This window comes from Rhizobium sp. YTUHZ044 (genome assembly GCF_051123975.1).
In the GTDB taxonomy this organism is placed as follows: Bacteria; Pseudomonadota; Alphaproteobacteria; order Rhizobiales; family Rhizobiaceae; genus Rhizobium.
In genome coordinates, this window is sequence record NZ_CP101426.1 from 534,889 (window position 1) to 550,056 (window position 15,168).

A 15,168-nucleotide genomic window follows, 5' to 3' on the forward strand; every position below is an offset into this window, starting at 1 on the left:
GAACAGGAAAGGGTCGCGCATGAAGGTTCTGTTGATCGGGTCGGGCGGACGCGAGCACGCGCTCGCCTGGAAGCTGGCGCAATCGCCGTTGCTGAGCGAACTCTACGCCGCGCCCGGCAATCCGGGCATTGGCGAACACGCCGTCCTCGTGCCGGTCAATATCGACGATCATGAAGCGGTCGCTGCCATCTGCAAGGACAAGGCGATCGATTTCGTCGTCGTCGGCCCCGAGGCCCCGCTCGTCGCCGGCCTCGCCGACCGGCTGCGCGCCGACGGCCTGGCGGTCTTCGGCCCCTCCGCCGGCGCCGCCCAGCTCGAGGGCTCCAAGGGCTTCACCAAGGACATCTGCGCCCGCTACGGCATTCCCACCGGCGCCTACCAGCGTTTCAACAACGCGCCGAAGGCGAAAGCCTATATTCGCGGGCAGGGCGCACCGATCGTCGTCAAGGCTGACGGGCTGGCCGCCGGCAAGGGCGTGACGGTTGCGATGACGCTCGATGAGGCGCTTGCTGCCGTCGACGACTGCTTCGAGGGCGCCTTTGGCGCGGCCGGCGCCGAAGTCGTCGTCGAAGCCTATCTCGATGGCGAGGAGGCAAGCTTCTTTTGTCTCTGCGACGGAAAACATGCGCTGCCGCTGGTGACCGCCCAGGATCACAAGCGGGTGGGCGAGGGCGATACCGGCGTCAATACCGGCGGCATGGGCGCCTATTCGCCAGCGCCGGTCATGACGGCCGAAATGGTCGAGCGGACGATGAAGGAAATCATCGAGCCGACAATCCGCGGCATGGCCGAGAGCGGGCATCCCTTCTCCGGCGTGTTTTTCGCCGGACTGATGATCACTCATAAGGGCCCGGAGCTGATCGAATACAATGTTCGTTTCGGCGATCCGGAATGCCAGGTGCTGATGATGCGGCTGAAGAGCGATCTGCTGCCGCTGCTGCTTGCCACCGCCAATGGCACGCTCGATCAGGTGAGCGCCGAATGGAGCGACGATCCGGCCCTGACAGTGGTCATGGCCTCGAAGGGCTATCCCGGCGCCTATGAGAAAAACACACCGATCCAGTCGCTGCCGGCGGCAGGCGAGGGCGAGAAGGTGTTTCATGCCGGCACGGGCATGAAGGACGGCGTGCTGGTCGCGACCGGCGGCCGCGTGCTCAACGTCACGGCGTCAGGCGGCACGGTTGCCGAGGCGAAGGGCCGCGCCTATGCCCTGCTGGACAGAGTTCGGTGGGAAAACGGCTTCTGCCGGCGCGATATCGGCTGGCGCGCGATCGAGCGCGAAAAAGCCTCGGACAAAGCATAAACCGCTACGTTCCTTAAATTTTTACCCTTTCCCCTGACGGGATGGAAACGAAGCTGCGCTATACCGCTGCCGTAGTGAGACGGAGGTGCGTTGATGCGTCAGATTTTCCTCGGTGCGGCAATCCTGCTGATGGCAGGCACGGCGATGGCCTCCTCGATTGAGGTGATCGGCAAAACGGCAGGCCGTGCAGAAGGCAGCATCGTCACTGAAAGCTGCGCCGCTTGCCCGCCGCTGCAGGCCGAGCATAGCCGCAAGGACTATACGGTGCCGGAACTGAAACCCGGCGTCCTCCAGGCAAGCGAAGTCCGCCACGTCGGCGGCGAAACGAAGATCTTCCGCACCGAAGCCTGGATGGGTGGTTCGCCCGTCGTCTTCGTCAGCAAGGCAACGCCGGAAGCCCTGGCTGCCGCCGAACCTTCGATATCGCCCGCCCAAGGCATCGACATGAACGCAACGACCGCAGCCGTCATCGGCGGCGATGCCAGGCCGGTTGCCGCCGGCATGGTTGAGAAGCCGGCGGCTCTCGATATTTCCGAATTCAAGCTGCGCTTCTAGACGATCAACACGCAAAACGGCTGTGTGCCACTAAAGCCAATCTGAGCCGCTGCGATAGTTCCCTGCCCCTGCCCGATCAAGGTTTCGATCGCTTGGGGTTCCACCGCGGTGGAGCGAATGCACCCTCGAAGAGAAGCGGGGGTGCATTCCTGCTTTAGAGCTTTTCCGGGTTAGATTGAAGCATTCTGTTGGCTCAAACGGGGTCGGATGGTCGACCGGCCGGCGCGTGTCGTAGCCCAGCTCTACGGCCAAGCCGGCCGGTCGATCAGCCGGCCCGTTTCAGCCAACCCTCCCGCAGATTTGCTTGGCAAATCTGCAAGACCTTGGAATCGCCGGACGCACTTGTCGCTTCGCCCACGGCGAAGCGGTGCGGCCGGTGGGCCGGGCATGTTTCCGCCAGGATCAAAGGCGATCGGCTCGGACGTACCTGGGGGTATGCCCGTCGCCAATCGCCTTTGCCCTGACGAAAACCTGCTCCGGCAGAATGCTTCAATCTAGCCCGGAAAAGCTCTAAGGCCCCGGCAGTTCTGCAGAGCGAAAACGGATGATATTCGATCGGCGGGTGAAGTCAGCGGTATGCTTGGTAACTCCGCCCCCTGATTTTTAGGGAAATTTGCGCCGTTTTGAATAAAATTAAAGCTTTCTTATTGAGTCAGCTTCAATTCTTACTCACCGGTCGCAGCATGTTGTTCAGCAGCGGTAGACGCGTCCTTCTCAGATGCGCTCGCACAGGCGGTAGAAGACCGCACCGGAATGTATTCCCTCATTCCCCTTTGCGAGGAATCATGAAAAATTTGAAGATATCGAAGCAGCTCATATTGCTGATCGTCGGTTTGATGTCGGCCTTTGCGATCGCCACGTCCCTGCAGATCCGCTCCTCGGTCGATGCCATTTACAAGGAGCGTTACGACATGCTGCGTGCCGAGGTTCAGTCGGCGATCTCGGTTCTCAAGCTTTACCAGGCCAAGGTGACCGCAGGCGAAATGAAGCTGGAGGATGCCCAGAAGCAGGCTTACGCCACCGTCAATGGCATGAAATACGATCCGGACGGCTATTTCTTCGGCTATAGCTACGATGTCCAGATGATGTTTCACTACGACGCCTCGAAGGTCGGACAGAACCTGAAGGGGCAGCCGGACAGCAAGGGCAAGCTCTATCGCGAAGAGTTGGTCAAACTCGGCCAGCAGGGCGGCGGTCTCGTCGAATTTTATTCCACCAGCAAGCCGGGCCAGCCGGCCGGCGATTATCGCAAGACGGCCTATGGCCAGGCCTTCGACCCCTGGAAGGTCGTCGTTGTCACCGGCGTCTATATGGACGATCTCGATGCCCAGGTGAACAGCACGATCCTGACCGCGCTCTCCGGCAGCATCGTTCTTTTCTTCCTGGCCATGGCTGCGGCCTACGTCGTCATCCGCGGCATATCGGGGCCCCTCAACAATGTCCATGCCGCCCTGAAGGCGGTCTCCGAAGAGGACGTCTCCATCGCCATCCCGCATACCGGCATGAACAATGAGGTCGGCATGATGGCAAAGGCGACGCTGTCGCTGCAGGAGAAGATCCGCGAACGGCATCAGATGTCCGATCGCGAGGCGGCCCAGCAGCTGGCGCTGGAAAGCGAGCGCGAAAACAACCTGCGCCAGCAGCAGGACGACGCCGCACTCCAGGCCCGCGTGGTGACGACGATCGGCCAGGCGCTGGAGCTGATCGCCCGCGGCGATCTTACCGTCCGCTGCGCCGATCTCGGCCAGAAATACGCCGCCCTTCGCGACAACTTCAACGATGCGCTGTCGCATCTCGAAGCCGCCATGGCCAAGGTCAGCGCCAAGGGCAGTGACATCGGTACGAGCAAGGAAGAGATTCGCCGCGCCTCGAACGAGTTGTCGCAGCGCACCGAGCGCCAGGCCGCAAGCCTGGAGGAAACATCGGCCGCCCTCGATGAGCTCACGGTCGCCGTCCGCCAGACCGCCGATGGCGCCCATGAGGCGAGCAAGCGCGTGCACGCCGTCAGCGCCGAGACCACCCATAGCGATGCGATCGTCAGCGAGGCGATCGAGGCGATGAGCGGCATCGAGAAATCGTCTTCGGAGATATCAAAGATCATCGGCGTCATCGACGAGATCGCCTTCCAGACCAACCTCCTGGCTTTGAACGCCGGCGTCGAGGCGGCCCGTGCCGGTGAATCCGGCAAGGGTTTTGCCGTTGTTGCCCAGGAGGTGCGCGAACTCGCCCAGCGCTCCGCCGCCGCGGCAAAGGAGATCAAGGACCAGATCGCCCGCTCCTCCACCCAGGTCGATCACGGCGTCCGACTGGTCGGCGAGGCAGGCGAGGCGCTGAAGCGCATCTCCGACCAGATCAAGGCCGCCAACGAGATCGTCGCCAAAATCGCCCACAGCGCTTCCGAACAGGACACCACGCTGCGCTCGATCTCTTCGGCGGTGAACCAGCTCGACGCCGCCACCCAGCAGAACGCCGCCATGGCCGAGGAGACCACGGCATCGGCCGAGACGCTCGCCAGCGACACCGACGAACTGATCGACCTCATCCGCGGCTTCCGGGTCGGCAATGCCGGTGCTGCTCCCATTGCGCATCAAGGTCGCCGCGCTGCCTAGCGCAATTCCAGGATAGAGGCGGGTTTCCGTCACGAATTGCATAAAAACAAAAGCAGTGTGGGGACAAACAGGATTTTCAGCACCAAATTCTTAGCGGCCGTCGGTTCTCCGGCGGCCGTGTCGTTTGGGGTTCATTGTGCCAGACGGTCGATCAATCGGTCGATTTCCCCATCGGAAAACACTTCGACGCCGGCCGCTTTCAGCGCCGCCGCCGTTACGCCGTTGCCGGCCTGCCTGCGTCCGGAAAAGGTGCCGTCATAAATGAACCCGGAGCCGCAGGACGGACTGCCGTCGATGAGCAGAGCATAGCGGCAGCCGGTCTGCCGTGCGAGCGCCACGGCATTCTCCGCCGCCTGCAGAAACTCTGCCGTCACATCGCCGCCCGTCAGCTCTATAACCCGCGCCTTGCCGGCCAGAACCTCTTTGCCGGTTGCCGCCTCTGCGATCTCCGCCGGCGCCCGCGGCACCGCCATGCCCGCCGACATCTCCGGACAGATCGTCACCAACCGCCCTTCGGCCCGCCATCTCTCGATCGCCGGGTGAAGCAACGGTTTCGCCCGTCCGTCATAACGGACGGCGTGCCCCATGAGGCAGGCGCTGACGAGAATCTTGCTGTGCATGGCTGTTTGAATAGCGCCGTGGTGGCGGCAATGCCAGGGTTGGGTGGGCGGATTGTTTAAGCGATAGCAAAACGCCCCTCATCCGCCTGCCGGCGCCTTCTCCCCGCGCGCGGGGCGAAGGGGATTTGCCGCGACCTCTCCGTTCCCCACAACCTCTCGCAGGGCAGGTCCCCTCTACCCGTTTACGGGGGTCCGGAGGACGGGACGAGACCCGTGGCTCGACCCCGGCAAAGGTTAGGGTGAGGGGCAGATGTTCGAGACCGCGCCGCGTCGGCACTGCAAGAAGCCGAATATCACCCCGAAATCTTCGGGAAATCCGCCACCGTTCCCGTCGCCTCGCGGATCAACCGCAGCAGAGCCAGGCGGTTGGCGCGGATGGCCGCGTCCTCGTCGTTGACGAGCACGTCTTCGAAGAAGCGGTCGACAGGGCCGCGCAGCTTGGAAAGCGCTTCCATCGCCGAGCGAAAATCTTCGCCGGCAACGGCATTCGCCGCATCCTGCGAAGCGCTCGATATGGCGGCGAACAGCTCCTTCTCGGCATCGAGCCTGAAGAGCGCCGGCGAAACGCCGTCGGCGATGACGGTGCCCTTCTTCTCCTCGGCGGCGAGCAGCTGCGTCGCGCGCTTGGTGCCGGCGAGCAGGTTCTTGCCGTCCTCCGAGGAGATGAAGGCCGTCAGCGCCTCGACGCGGCGCGCCACCATCAACAGATCGTCGGCTTCAGGCGTCAGCACGGCGTCGATCAGATCGTGCCGGGCACCCTGATCACGCAGATAGACCTTGAGGCGATCATGGAAGAAGGAGAGCAGATCATCATCCTTGGTCGCCGCCAGCAGCGGCAGGCGGACCCTGCGTTCCAGCAGGATACGAACGACGCCGAGGGCGGCACGCCGCAGCGCAAACGGGTCTTTTGAACCCGTCGGCTTCTCGTCGATCGCCCAGAAGCCCGTCAGCGTGTCGAGCTTGTCGGCAAGCGCCAGCGTAATCGCCACCTTGTTCTCCGGCACGCGGTCCGACGGACCCTGCGGCTTGTAATGGTCCTCGATCGCCGCGGCGACGGAGGCGTTTTCGCCCTGCAGCACCGCATATTTGCGGCCCATCAAGCCTTGCAGTTCCGGAAATTCGCCGACGGCCTCGGTGCGCAGATCCGCCTTGGCGAGCACGGCGGCGCGATCGACGAGACCGGCGTCGGCGCCGGTGATATCAGCCAATTCCTTTGCCCGCGCGCGGATGCGGGCGACCCGGTCGCCCTGCGTGCCGAGCTTGGCGTGGAAGGTCACGTCGAGCGCATCGAGCTTGGCCATGCGTTGGTCGAGCGGCTTCTTCAGGTCAAGGCCGAACCTTACGGCAGATGTTTTGAGTGTCTCGAGGTCGGGCATATCGCTCTGGTCGCGCTTCCAGAAATGCAGGGCATCCGAAAGGCGGGCGCGCACCACCTTGCCGTTGCCATGGACGATTTCCTTGCCACCGTCATGCGCCTGGATGTTGGACACCAGGATGAACCTGTTCGACAGTGTCTCTTCGCCCTGCCTTCGGGTGACGAAGCACTTCTGGTTGGTTTTGATCGTCAGCCGGATGATCTCGGAGGGAATGGAGAGATAATCTTCCTCGAAGCTGCCCATCAGCACCTGTGGCCATTCGACGAGGCCGGACACTTCCTCCAGCAAGCCTTCGTCTTCCACCAGCTCGAGCCCGTTGGCAAAAGCAATGTCGCGCGCGTCGTGCAGGATGATGTCCTTGCGCCGCTCGGCGTCGAGGATGACCTTCGCCTTTTCCAAGCTCGCCGCATAATCGTCGAAGCGGCGGACAGTGATGGCTTCGGGCGCATGGAAGCGGTGGCCATAGGTGACGTTGGAGGCGGTGATGCCGTCGATCTCGAAGGGGATGACCACGGTTTCTTCATGCTCCGGGCCGAAGGTGCAGACGATCGACTGCAGCGGCCGCACCCAACGCAGCGCGCCCGGTCTGGAGGAGGCCTTGCCCCAGCGCATCGATTTCGGCCAGGGGAAATCGCGGATGATGCCGGGCATCACCTCGGCGACGATCTCTTCCGTCGCGCGGCCGGGCTTGGAAATGACTGCGACGTAGAAATCGCCCTTCTTTGGATCGCTCACCACCTGCGCCTCGGAGACGGAGGAAAGGCCGGCGCCGCGCAGAAAGCCCTCGATTGCCTTCTCGTTGGCGTCGGTGCGCGGCCCTTTGCGTTCCTCGCGTACATCGGCCGAGCGCGCCGTCAAGCCGTGGATGTCGAGCGCCAGCCGGCGCGGCGTCCAGTATTCGCGCGCGCCCTCATAGGACAGGCCGGCTTCGACGAGCGCATCGGTGACGAGCTTCTTCAGGTCGCCGGCAGCCTTGCGCTGCATGCGGGCCGGAATCTCTTCGGAGCGAAGTTCGAGAAGAAGGTTTGGCATGTCACTCTTTTCCTTGCGCCCGCGGGCAGGGCGATCCAAAAACGTTGCTTCTGCTATCAAAGAATGCCGCATCTGCACAACCGCAAAAACGGAAGAGAGCGATGGGGATGGGCGACACGCAGATGCCCCCAATTCCCCAACTTCCGCTGTGGAAACCACAGTCGGGCATTGCCTTGCCGCTTTTCGCCGCTATGGTCCCGCAACTTTCGTCGGAACAGGAAATCCCATGGCCGCTGACCTCCGTTTTCTCGCAGCCCGTATCTCGGCCGAAATCAACGCCCGGCCGGACCAGGCCAAAGCCGCCATCGAGCTGCTCGACGAGGGCGCCACCGTGCCCTTCATCGCCCGCTACCGCAAGGAAGTGACGGGCGGGCTCGATGACACCCAGCTGCGCAATCTCGCCGAGCGGCTGGTCTATCTGCGCGAACTCGAAGCCCGGCGCGACGCGATCGTCGAATCGATCACCGGCCAGGGCAAGATGACCGAGGAGCTGATGGCGAAGGTCGCGGGCGCCGAAACCAAGGCCGAGCTCGAGGATCTCTATCTGCCCTACAAGCCGAAGCGCCGCACCCGCGCCGAAATCGCCCGCGAACGCGGCCTCGGCCCGCTTGCCGAGGCGATCCTGGCCGAGCGTGGCCGAGAGCCGGCGGTGCTCGCCGAAGGCTTCGTCACGGCTGACGTGCCCGACGTGAAGACGGCGCTGGAAGGCGCGCGCGACATCATCGCCGAAGGTATTGCCGAAAATGCCGACCTGCTCGGCAAGTTGCGCGCCCATATGCGCCAGGCAGCGCTGCTGAAGGCCAGGGTCGTTGACGGCAAGCAGGCGGCGGGCGAGAAGTTCTCCGATTATTTCGATCATTCCGAACGCTGGGCGACCGCGCCCGGCCACCGCGCGCTCGCCATGCTGCGCGGGTGGAACGAGGAGGTGCTGACGCTGACGATCGAGGCCGATGCCGAGACCGCATCGCCGAACAAGCCGGTCGAACGGATGATCGCCGCTGCCTATGAGATCGGCACAAGCCGTCCCGGCGACCGGTGGCTGATGGAGGTCGCCAGCTGGACCTGGCGCGTCAAGCTTTCCATGTCGCTGTCGCTCGATCTGATGCGGGAGCTGCGCGAAAGGGCCGAAGAGGAGGCGATCCATGTCTTCGCCCGCAATCTGAAGGACCTGCTGCTGGCCGCGCCGGCCGGCTCGCGCGCGACCATGGGTCTCGATCCCGGCATCCGCACCGGCGTCAAGGTCGCCGTCGTCGACGGCACCGGCAAGGTGGTGGCGACATCGACCGTCTATCCCTTTCAGCCGAGGAACGACGTGCGCGGCGCCCAGATCGAGCTCGCCTCGCTGATCCGCAAGCACAATGTCGAGCTGATCTCGATCGGCAACGGCACAGGCAGCCGCGAAACCGAAAAGCTGGTGGCCGACATGCTGGCCGAGCTGCCGGCCCCGAAGCCGACCAAGGTCATCGTCTCGGAAGCGGGCGCCTCGGTCTATTCCGCCTCGGCGACCGCAGCGGCCGAGTTTCCCGATCTCGACGTATCGCTGCGCGGCGCCGTCTCCATCGCCCGGCGCCTGCAGGATCCGCTCGCCGAACTCGTCAAGATCGAGCCGAAGTCGATCGGCGTCGGCCAGTATCAGCACGATGTCGACCAGCAGAAGCTGTCGCGCTCGCTCGATGCCGTGGTCGAAGACGCGGTGAACGCCGTCGGCGTCGATCTCAACACCGCCTCGGCGCCATTGCTCGCCCGTGTCTCCGGCCTCGGCCCATCGATCGCCGAGGCGATCGTCCGCCACCGCGACAGCGAGGGCCGTTTCGAGACGCGGCGCGATCTGCTGAAGGTCGCAAGACTCGGCGGCCGCACCTTCGAGCAATGCGCCGGCTTCCTGCGCATTCCGAACGGCAAGGAGCCGCTCGACGCCTCCTCGGTCCACCCCGAGGCCTACGGCGTCGCCAAGAAGATCGTTGCTGCCTGCGGCCGCGACCTGCGCGCCCTGATGGGCGACAGCGCCGTTCTGAAATCGATCGACCCGCGCCGGTTCATCGATGAGAAATTCGGCCTGCCGACGGTGAAGGACATCATCGCCGAGCTGGAAAAGCCCGGCCGCGACCCGCGTCCAAGCTTCAAGACCGCGACCTTCGCCGAGGGCGTCAACGAGATTTCCGACCTGACTCCGGGCATGGTGCTCGAAGGCACCGTCACCAATGTCGCCGCCTTCGGCGCCTTCGTCGATATCGGCGTGCATCAGGACGGTCTGGTGCATGTGTCCCAGCTTGCCGATCGTTTCGTCAAGGACCCGCATGAGGTCGTCAAGGCGGGCGATGTCGTCAAGGTGCGGGTCGTGGAAGTCGACGCCAAGCGCAAGCGCATCGGTCTCTCCATGCGCCGCGACGATGGTTCTTCGGCGTCTCAGCCGCGTGCTGATTCTCGCGGAGGTCAGGGCGGCCGGCCGCAGAACGATCGCCGGCCTGCAGCTCCGAAACCGGAGAGCCAGAGTGCCTTCGGTAGTGCACTCGCCGAAGCCATGAAACGAAAATAACGGCTTAACCGTCATTTCGGCAAAAATGCAACAGTTTGGCAGCGTTCTTTGCGGACTGCTAAATCCGGCGCTTGTAAGGCGGAGGAGAGTTATTAAGTTGATGTGACCATCCTGTCACATTTGCGAGGCGTCCATGGCGTCGGCTTTCCTATCGATTGTCCAGCAAATCATCCGCAAGGGTTCGTTGAAACTTACCCTTGCCAATGGCGAGACTCACGTGATCGGCGACGGCACCGGAGACATGGTGGTCGCCCGGCTTGCCGATCAGGAGGCCGAGGACGCCATCCGGCGCGATCCGACGCTGAAGCTCGGTGAAATGTACATGCAGGGCCGGTTCATTCTCGAACAGGGCAACATCTACGACTTCCTATCGCTGGTGAAGCAGAACACCACCAACGAGATCTTCGACTTCAAGATGGCGGCGCTGCTCGTCGGCCGTATCGCCTGGCAGCAGCTGAAGAGTCGCGTGCCGATCAATCGTAACAAGCACAATGTCGCCCATCATTACGATCTGTCGGCCAAGCTCTTCGATCTTTTCCTCGACGAGGATTGGCAATATTCCTGCGCCTATTTCGAACCGCCGGGTATCGGTCTTGACGAGGCGCAGCTTGCCAAGAAACGCCATATCGCCGCCAAGCTGCTGCTTAGGCCCAACCAGCGGATCCTGGAGATCGGCTCCGGCTGGGGCGGCATGGGCATGTATCTGACGGAGGCGACTGAAGGCGCCGAGTTCACCGGCATTACGCTGAGCGAAGAGCAGCTCAAGGTCTCCCGCGCCCGCGCCGAAAAGCGCGGCCTTTCCGAGCGGGTGCATTTCGAGCTGCAGGACTACCGCACCATGAGCGGGCGAAAGTTCGACCGCATCGTCTCCGTCGGTATGTTCGAGCACGTCGGCATCGGCAATTATGGCAACTTCTTCCGCAAGGTATCGGACCTGCTCGACCACAACGGCGTCATGGTGCTGCATTCGATCGGCCGTCCGAAGCCGAGCTTCGGCACCAATGCCTTCATCGAGAAGTATATTTTCCCCGGTGGCTATATCCCTTCCGTCGGGGAGGTCTTGCCGCCCCTGGAGAAGGCCGGGCTCCTCGTCAGGGACGTCGAAATCCTGCCGATGCATTATGCCTATACCCTGCGCCACTGGCGCGAGCGTTTCGTGGCGCGCAAGGCCGACGCGGTGGCGCTTTACGACGAGCAGTTCTTCCGCATGTGGGAATTTTATCTGGCCGGTTCCGAAATGGGCTTCCGCTGGGATGAGCTGTTCATCCTGCAGATCCAGATCGCCAAGAACCAGTTCACCGTTCCCGACAACCGCAACTATATCGCTGAGAACGAAGCGAAGCTGAAGGAATTCGAGGCGAGGCGGCCACCGCTGGAAAAGGTGACGTTCTGATCCCGCGGCGGCGTTTGTGATGAAAGGGGCTGCGGATGAGCAATGTCTTTCCCGAGATTTACCTGGTCCGCCACGGTGAAACCGAATGGAGCCTGTCCGGGCGCCATACCGGGCGGAGCGATATTCCCCTGACGGCGACCGGTGAAGCCGCCGCTCGAAAACTCGCCGAGCGGCTGGCCGGCCTTTCCTTCTCGCTGGTCTGGTCGAGCCCGTCGCAACGGGCCCGCAAGACCTGCGCGCTCGCCGGCTTCGGAGCGGGCGCGGCGATCCGCGACGATCTAGCCGAATGGGATTACGGCGCCTATGAAGGCGTCACGACGAAGACGATCCTGGCGGAGCGCCCAGGCTGGCAGCTCTTTCGCGACGGTTGCCCGAACGGCGAAACGGCCGCTGACGTCGGTGCCCGCGCCGACACCGTCATCGATGCGCTTCGCCAAGCGGCAGCCCCCATCCTGATCTTTTCCAGTTCGCATTTCCTGCGCGTGCTGGCCGCCCGCTGGCTCGGCCTGCCGCCGCAAGCTGGCGCGCATTTCGTGCTCGATACCGCCAGCATCAGCGTGCTTGGCTATGAGCACGACCTGACCGAACCGGTCATCCGCTGGTGGAACCAGAGATAGGGCGACTATTTGCTGTTTTTCTCGTGCCGACAACGGCCCCTTACCAACCCTCTCCCGAGTAAAACGGGGAGAGGGGACGTGCCGTGCGAAAGGTTAGCGGGGACGGAGAGGCTGAGGTTTGTTCCCTTCGCCCCGCAGGCGGGGAGAAAGTGCCGGCAGGCGGATGAGGGGCCGCTCTCGCCGGTTTCCTAGGTCTCGATGACGCGCAATCTCCTCGCCGTGGTTAACATCGCGGTAACGACCTCACGATAAATGTAGCCACCGCCGCTCTCCGCGGCTGTGTCTTTGCGTTTTCTGGAGTGCGGACGTGTTTCATCGATCAGTCGTATCGATCTCCCTGGCTATTGCCTGTTCATCCCCGGCATTGGCGCTCGCGCAGAAAAGCGGCCAGCATTTCTGGTCTGGCGACTGGTATCTGAGCGTCGGTGTCGCCGGCTTTTCAGCGCCGAAATTCGAAGGCTCACGGCGCTATGAGTTCCGGTTCAGCCCGCTGATTTCGGCCGGGCGGCAGGGCTCGGCTCCGCGCTTTTCCTCGCGCAACGACAATCCGTCCTTCGCCCTCATGGATAATGGTGCTTTCCGCGCCGGCCTCGTCGGCAAATTCGTGCCTTCGCGCGACGAGGGCGACGGTCATGAACTGAAGGGCATGAAGAAGGTCAAATGGGGAGCGGAAGCCGGCGGCTTCGTCGAAGTCTATCCGACCGATTTCCTGCGCGCCCGCGCCGAAGTTCGCCAAGGCATCCGCTCCCATGACGGGGTCGTTGCCGATCTCGCCGTTGATGCCTTCACCGATGTCGCCCCCAACCTGCAATTGTCCGGCGGTCCGCGCGCGACATTCGCCACCAGCGGCTATTATGATGCCTATTACGGCGTCAACGCCAAACAGTCGGCGGCAAGCGGGCTTGATCAATACAAGCCGTCGTCGGGCGTCCAGTCCTATGGCGCCGGCGCGGCCCTGACATGGAAGGCGACGGAAAACCTGTCGGCCAGCTCTTTCCTCGAATACAAGCGACTGGCGGGTCCGGCGGCCGACAGCAGCCTCGTGCGGCAGCGCGGCTCGAAGAACCAGGTGCTCATCGGTGTCTCGGCGACCTACAGGTTCAATTTCTCGCTGCAGTGATTTAATGCATGTCGCCCGGAAGTGTGCCGCGGTTCCGGGAAAACGACATGCATAAACAAAGAGCCGAAGCGCGGCCATACGAAATCAGATTTAATGCGACACGCTTCTGGCGCGCTGCGATCGCTTCTTGACCGGATCGCCGGCCCGCCGCTAGATGAATGGCATGCAAGATACCGGCGAGTTCCACGATCGCGTCTCCGACGCACCTTCCGATAACTGGGTCTACCGGATCCTGCCGCCATGGCTCTGGCCTTATGCGCAGCTTGCACGCTGGGATCGACCGATCGGCTGGCAGCTCTTGATGTGGCCGTGCTTCTGGTCGGCCACGCTCGCCTCCAATGCGGCGGTTGGCCAGGGGCTCTATTCCGGCAGCCTGCTGGTGTCCCACCTTTTCCTCTATTTCATCGGCGCCGTCGCCATGCGCGGCGCCGGCTGCACCTATAACGATCTCGTCGACCACGAGATCGATATGGAAGTGGCCCGCACCCGCTCGCGTCCGCTGCCCTCCGGCCGCGTCACCCGCGCCCGCGCCAAGATCTTCATCGGCATTCAGGCGCTGGTCGGCCTCTTCGTGCTCTTGCAGTTCAACTGGTTCACCGTCTTTCTCGGCCTCCTCTCGCTCGGCATCGTCGCGCTGTATCCCTATGCCAAGCGCTTCACCGACTGGCCGCAATTCTATCTCGGCCTTGCCTTTTCCTGGGGCGCGCTGATGGGCTGGGCCGGCATTCTGGGCAGCCTCTCCTTTGCCGCCATCCTGCTCTACGCCGCCTCCGTCGCCTGGACGATCGGTTACGACACGATCTATGCGCATCAGGACAAGGACGATGACGAGCTGATCGGCGTGCGCTCCACCGCGCGCCTCTTCGGTGATAAGACGAGGCAATGGCTGATCGGCCTTTATGGGCTGACGCTGTTGCTGATGTTTGCGGCCTTCGCGCTCGCCGGCGCCAATCTCATCGCCTTTATTGCCTTGTTCGGCGCGGCCGGCATGTTTGCTTGGCAGATTGTCCGGCTCGATATCAACGATCCCGCCCAGTGCCTGGCGCTCTTCAAGTCGAACAATCGCGTCGGCCTGACCATCTTCCTCGGCCTGTTCTTTTCGCTGCTCTTCGCCCTTCCTTGAGGGCAACGACGCGTAACACGAAAAACCCGGCACAAGCGCCGGGTTTCGAAATTTTCCGAGATCTTACCGCCGAAATGGCGCTGTCGCGATTTCGGTCAGTTGCGGGCGATGATTTCCTTGCCTTCGATCTTCATGGCGACGCCCAGCTGCCCGGTGGTGCGACGCACGAGGAAGCGCGGACGGCGATTGGCGAAGTAGGAATGACGGCGGCGCGGCTTGAGGTCACTGGTGCGCAGCGCCCCGATATGCTCTTCGAGCGGCCGGGCGACGCCATCGGCCTCGACCATCAGCATCGGAATGCGGAAGGCCTCCGACCAGCTGCGCCAGTCGGCGGCGATGTCGCTGAGATCATGGGCGACGAGCAGCGGAATGCAGAGTTCCGGATCCGCATGGTGAAGCTCGAGTGTGACGGTGACCTCGCCGTCGCCATGGTCGATGGCGCGGGCGGCGACACCCTTGAAGACGCGCCTCGGCAGGGCAATCGAGAGTGGCAGGCCGCTGGAGGGAAGGACTTTCCGCAGGACCGCGCCGCGTTCGTCGATCGTGATGCTGACGTCATCCGAACAATCATGGATGGCGTAGCTGACCTGCTGCGGAAAGCGGGACGGATCGAGACGCAGCGTCGTGTCAGCCCAAGCGGGCTTCAAAACGGGATTGTTCATTTCATTCTACCCTTGTCTTACCTGAGAGCCGGTTTTCGGTCTTCTCCTCGGGACTTTTCGTCCTCTATGTCCGACAATAGGCGGCCCCCCTTCCGTACAGCTTAAAAATTGCGGTTAAGAAAACTTTGCCTCCCCTGATGGTTATCAAAACCGAATCCGGCAGGGTTTCCGGAAGGTGAACGGCCCGCTGCCCTGAAATGGCGCAGTCCAAAGGTAAGTCTC

General features: G+C 62.9%; 11 protein-coding genes. 8 read left to right on the forward strand and 3 right to left on the reverse strand.

The window, feature by feature from the left end; genetic code table 11:
* The first annotated feature begins 19 nt into the window (after positions 1-19).
* The 3 genes from purD (at position 20) to NL154_RS02600 (ending at position 4,467) form a co-directional block, all read left to right on the forward strand.
* The gene (gene purD / locus NL154_RS02590) at positions 20-1,303 is read left to right on the forward strand and encodes a phosphoribosylamine--glycine ligase (protein ID WP_210628984.1); all 1,284 of its coding nucleotides are present in this window, start codon (positions 20-22) and stop codon (positions 1,301-1,303) included.
* Positions 1,304-1,396: 93 nt separating this feature from the next.
* Positions 1,397-1,858 carry a plant virulence effector HPE1-like domain-containing protein gene (locus NL154_RS02595; protein ID WP_210628983.1) on the forward strand — a complete coding sequence of 154 codons (462 nt, stop codon included), beginning with the start codon at positions 1,397-1,399 and terminating at the stop codon, positions 1,856-1,858.
* Positions 1,859-2,643: 785 nt separating this feature from the next.
* Positions 2,644-4,467 carry a methyl-accepting chemotaxis protein gene (locus NL154_RS02600; RefSeq protein ID WP_210628982.1) on the forward strand — a complete coding sequence of 608 codons (1,824 nt, stop codon included), beginning with the start codon at positions 2,644-2,646 and terminating at the stop codon, positions 4,465-4,467.
* A 131-nt stretch (positions 4,468-4,598) separates the two neighbouring features.
* On the opposite strand, the gene NL154_RS02605 is transcribed toward NL154_RS02600, so the two are convergent.
* Entirely contained in the window at positions 4,599-5,087 is a 489-nt protein-coding gene (locus NL154_RS02605) for a DUF523 domain-containing protein (protein WP_210628981.1), read from the reverse strand.
* 293 nt (positions 5,088-5,380) lie between these two features.
* Positions 5,381-7,495 (reverse strand): glycine--tRNA ligase subunit beta, encoded by a 2,115-nt coding sequence (gene glyS / locus NL154_RS02610; RefSeq protein ID WP_221122520.1) that lies wholly within the window; start codon positions 7,493-7,495, stop codon positions 5,381-5,383.
* Positions 7,496-7,721: 226 nt separating this feature from the next.
* Between glyS and NL154_RS02615 the strand changes: the two genes are divergently transcribed.
* From NL154_RS02615 to ubiA, 5 genes are all read left to right on the forward strand, one after another.
* Positions 7,722-10,031, forward strand: coding sequence for a Tex family protein (locus NL154_RS02615; RefSeq protein ID WP_221123922.1), 2,310 nt, complete (start codon positions 7,722-7,724; stop codon positions 10,029-10,031).
* Positions 10,032-10,164: 133 nt separating this feature from the next.
* Complete coding sequence (locus tag NL154_RS02620) at positions 10,165-11,424, forward strand: SAM-dependent methyltransferase (RefSeq protein WP_210628978.1); 1,260 nt, start codon at positions 10,165-10,167, stop codon at positions 11,422-11,424.
* Positions 11,425-11,459: 35 nt separating this feature from the next.
* Positions 11,460-12,041, forward strand: coding sequence for a histidine phosphatase family protein (locus tag NL154_RS02625; protein ID WP_434733516.1), 582 nt, complete (start codon positions 11,460-11,462; stop codon positions 12,039-12,041).
* A 307-nt stretch (positions 12,042-12,348) separates the two neighbouring features.
* Positions 12,349-13,161, forward strand: a complete 813-nt coding sequence (locus NL154_RS02630; RefSeq protein ID WP_434733517.1) for a MipA/OmpV family protein — start codon at positions 12,349-12,351, stop codon at positions 13,159-13,161.
* Positions 13,162-13,324: 163 nt separating this feature from the next.
* Complete coding sequence (gene ubiA / locus NL154_RS02635) at positions 13,325-14,284, forward strand: 4-hydroxybenzoate octaprenyltransferase (protein ID WP_221158070.1); 960 nt, start codon at positions 13,325-13,327, stop codon at positions 14,282-14,284.
* Between the two features lie 95 nt (positions 14,285-14,379).
* Here ubiA and NL154_RS02640 read toward each other — a convergent pair whose 3' ends face one another.
* Positions 14,380-14,946, reverse strand: a complete 567-nt coding sequence (locus tag NL154_RS02640) for a DUF6101 family protein (protein WP_210628974.1) — start codon at positions 14,944-14,946, stop codon at positions 14,380-14,382.
* Between the last annotated feature and the right edge of the window lie 222 nt (positions 14,947-15,168).

Bases quoted from the DNA above. Each gene is read 5' to 3' on its own strand.
- ubiA (WP_221158070.1), top strand. From the start codon at position 13,325: ATGCAAGATACCGGCGAGTTCCACGATCGCGTCTCCGACGCACCTTCC.
- NL154_RS02640 (WP_210628974.1), bottom strand. From the start codon at position 14,946: ATGAACAATCCCGTTTTGAAGCCCGCTTGGGCTGACACGACGCTGCGT.
- glyS (WP_221122520.1), bottom strand. From the start codon at position 7,495: ATGCCAAACCTTCTTCTCGAACTTCGCTCCGAAGAGATTCCGGCCCGC.
- NL154_RS02620 (WP_210628978.1), top strand. From the start codon at position 10,165: ATGGCGTCGGCTTTCCTATCGATTGTCCAGCAAATCATCCGCAAGGGT.
- NL154_RS02625 (WP_434733516.1), top strand. From the start codon at position 11,460: ATGAGCAATGTCTTTCCCGAGATTTACCTGGTCCGCCACGGTGAAACC.
- NL154_RS02600 (WP_210628982.1), top strand. From the start codon at position 2,644: ATGAAAAATTTGAAGATATCGAAGCAGCTCATATTGCTGATCGTCGGT.
- purD (WP_210628984.1), top strand. From the start codon at position 20: ATGAAGGTTCTGTTGATCGGGTCGGGCGGACGCGAGCACGCGCTCGCC.
- NL154_RS02615 (WP_221123922.1), top strand. From the start codon at position 7,722: ATGGCCGCTGACCTCCGTTTTCTCGCAGCCCGTATCTCGGCCGAAATC.
- NL154_RS02595 (WP_210628983.1), top strand. From the start codon at position 1,397: ATGCGTCAGATTTTCCTCGGTGCGGCAATCCTGCTGATGGCAGGCACG.
- NL154_RS02605 (WP_210628981.1), bottom strand. From the start codon at position 5,087: ATGCACAGCAAGATTCTCGTCAGCGCCTGCCTCATGGGGCACGCCGTC.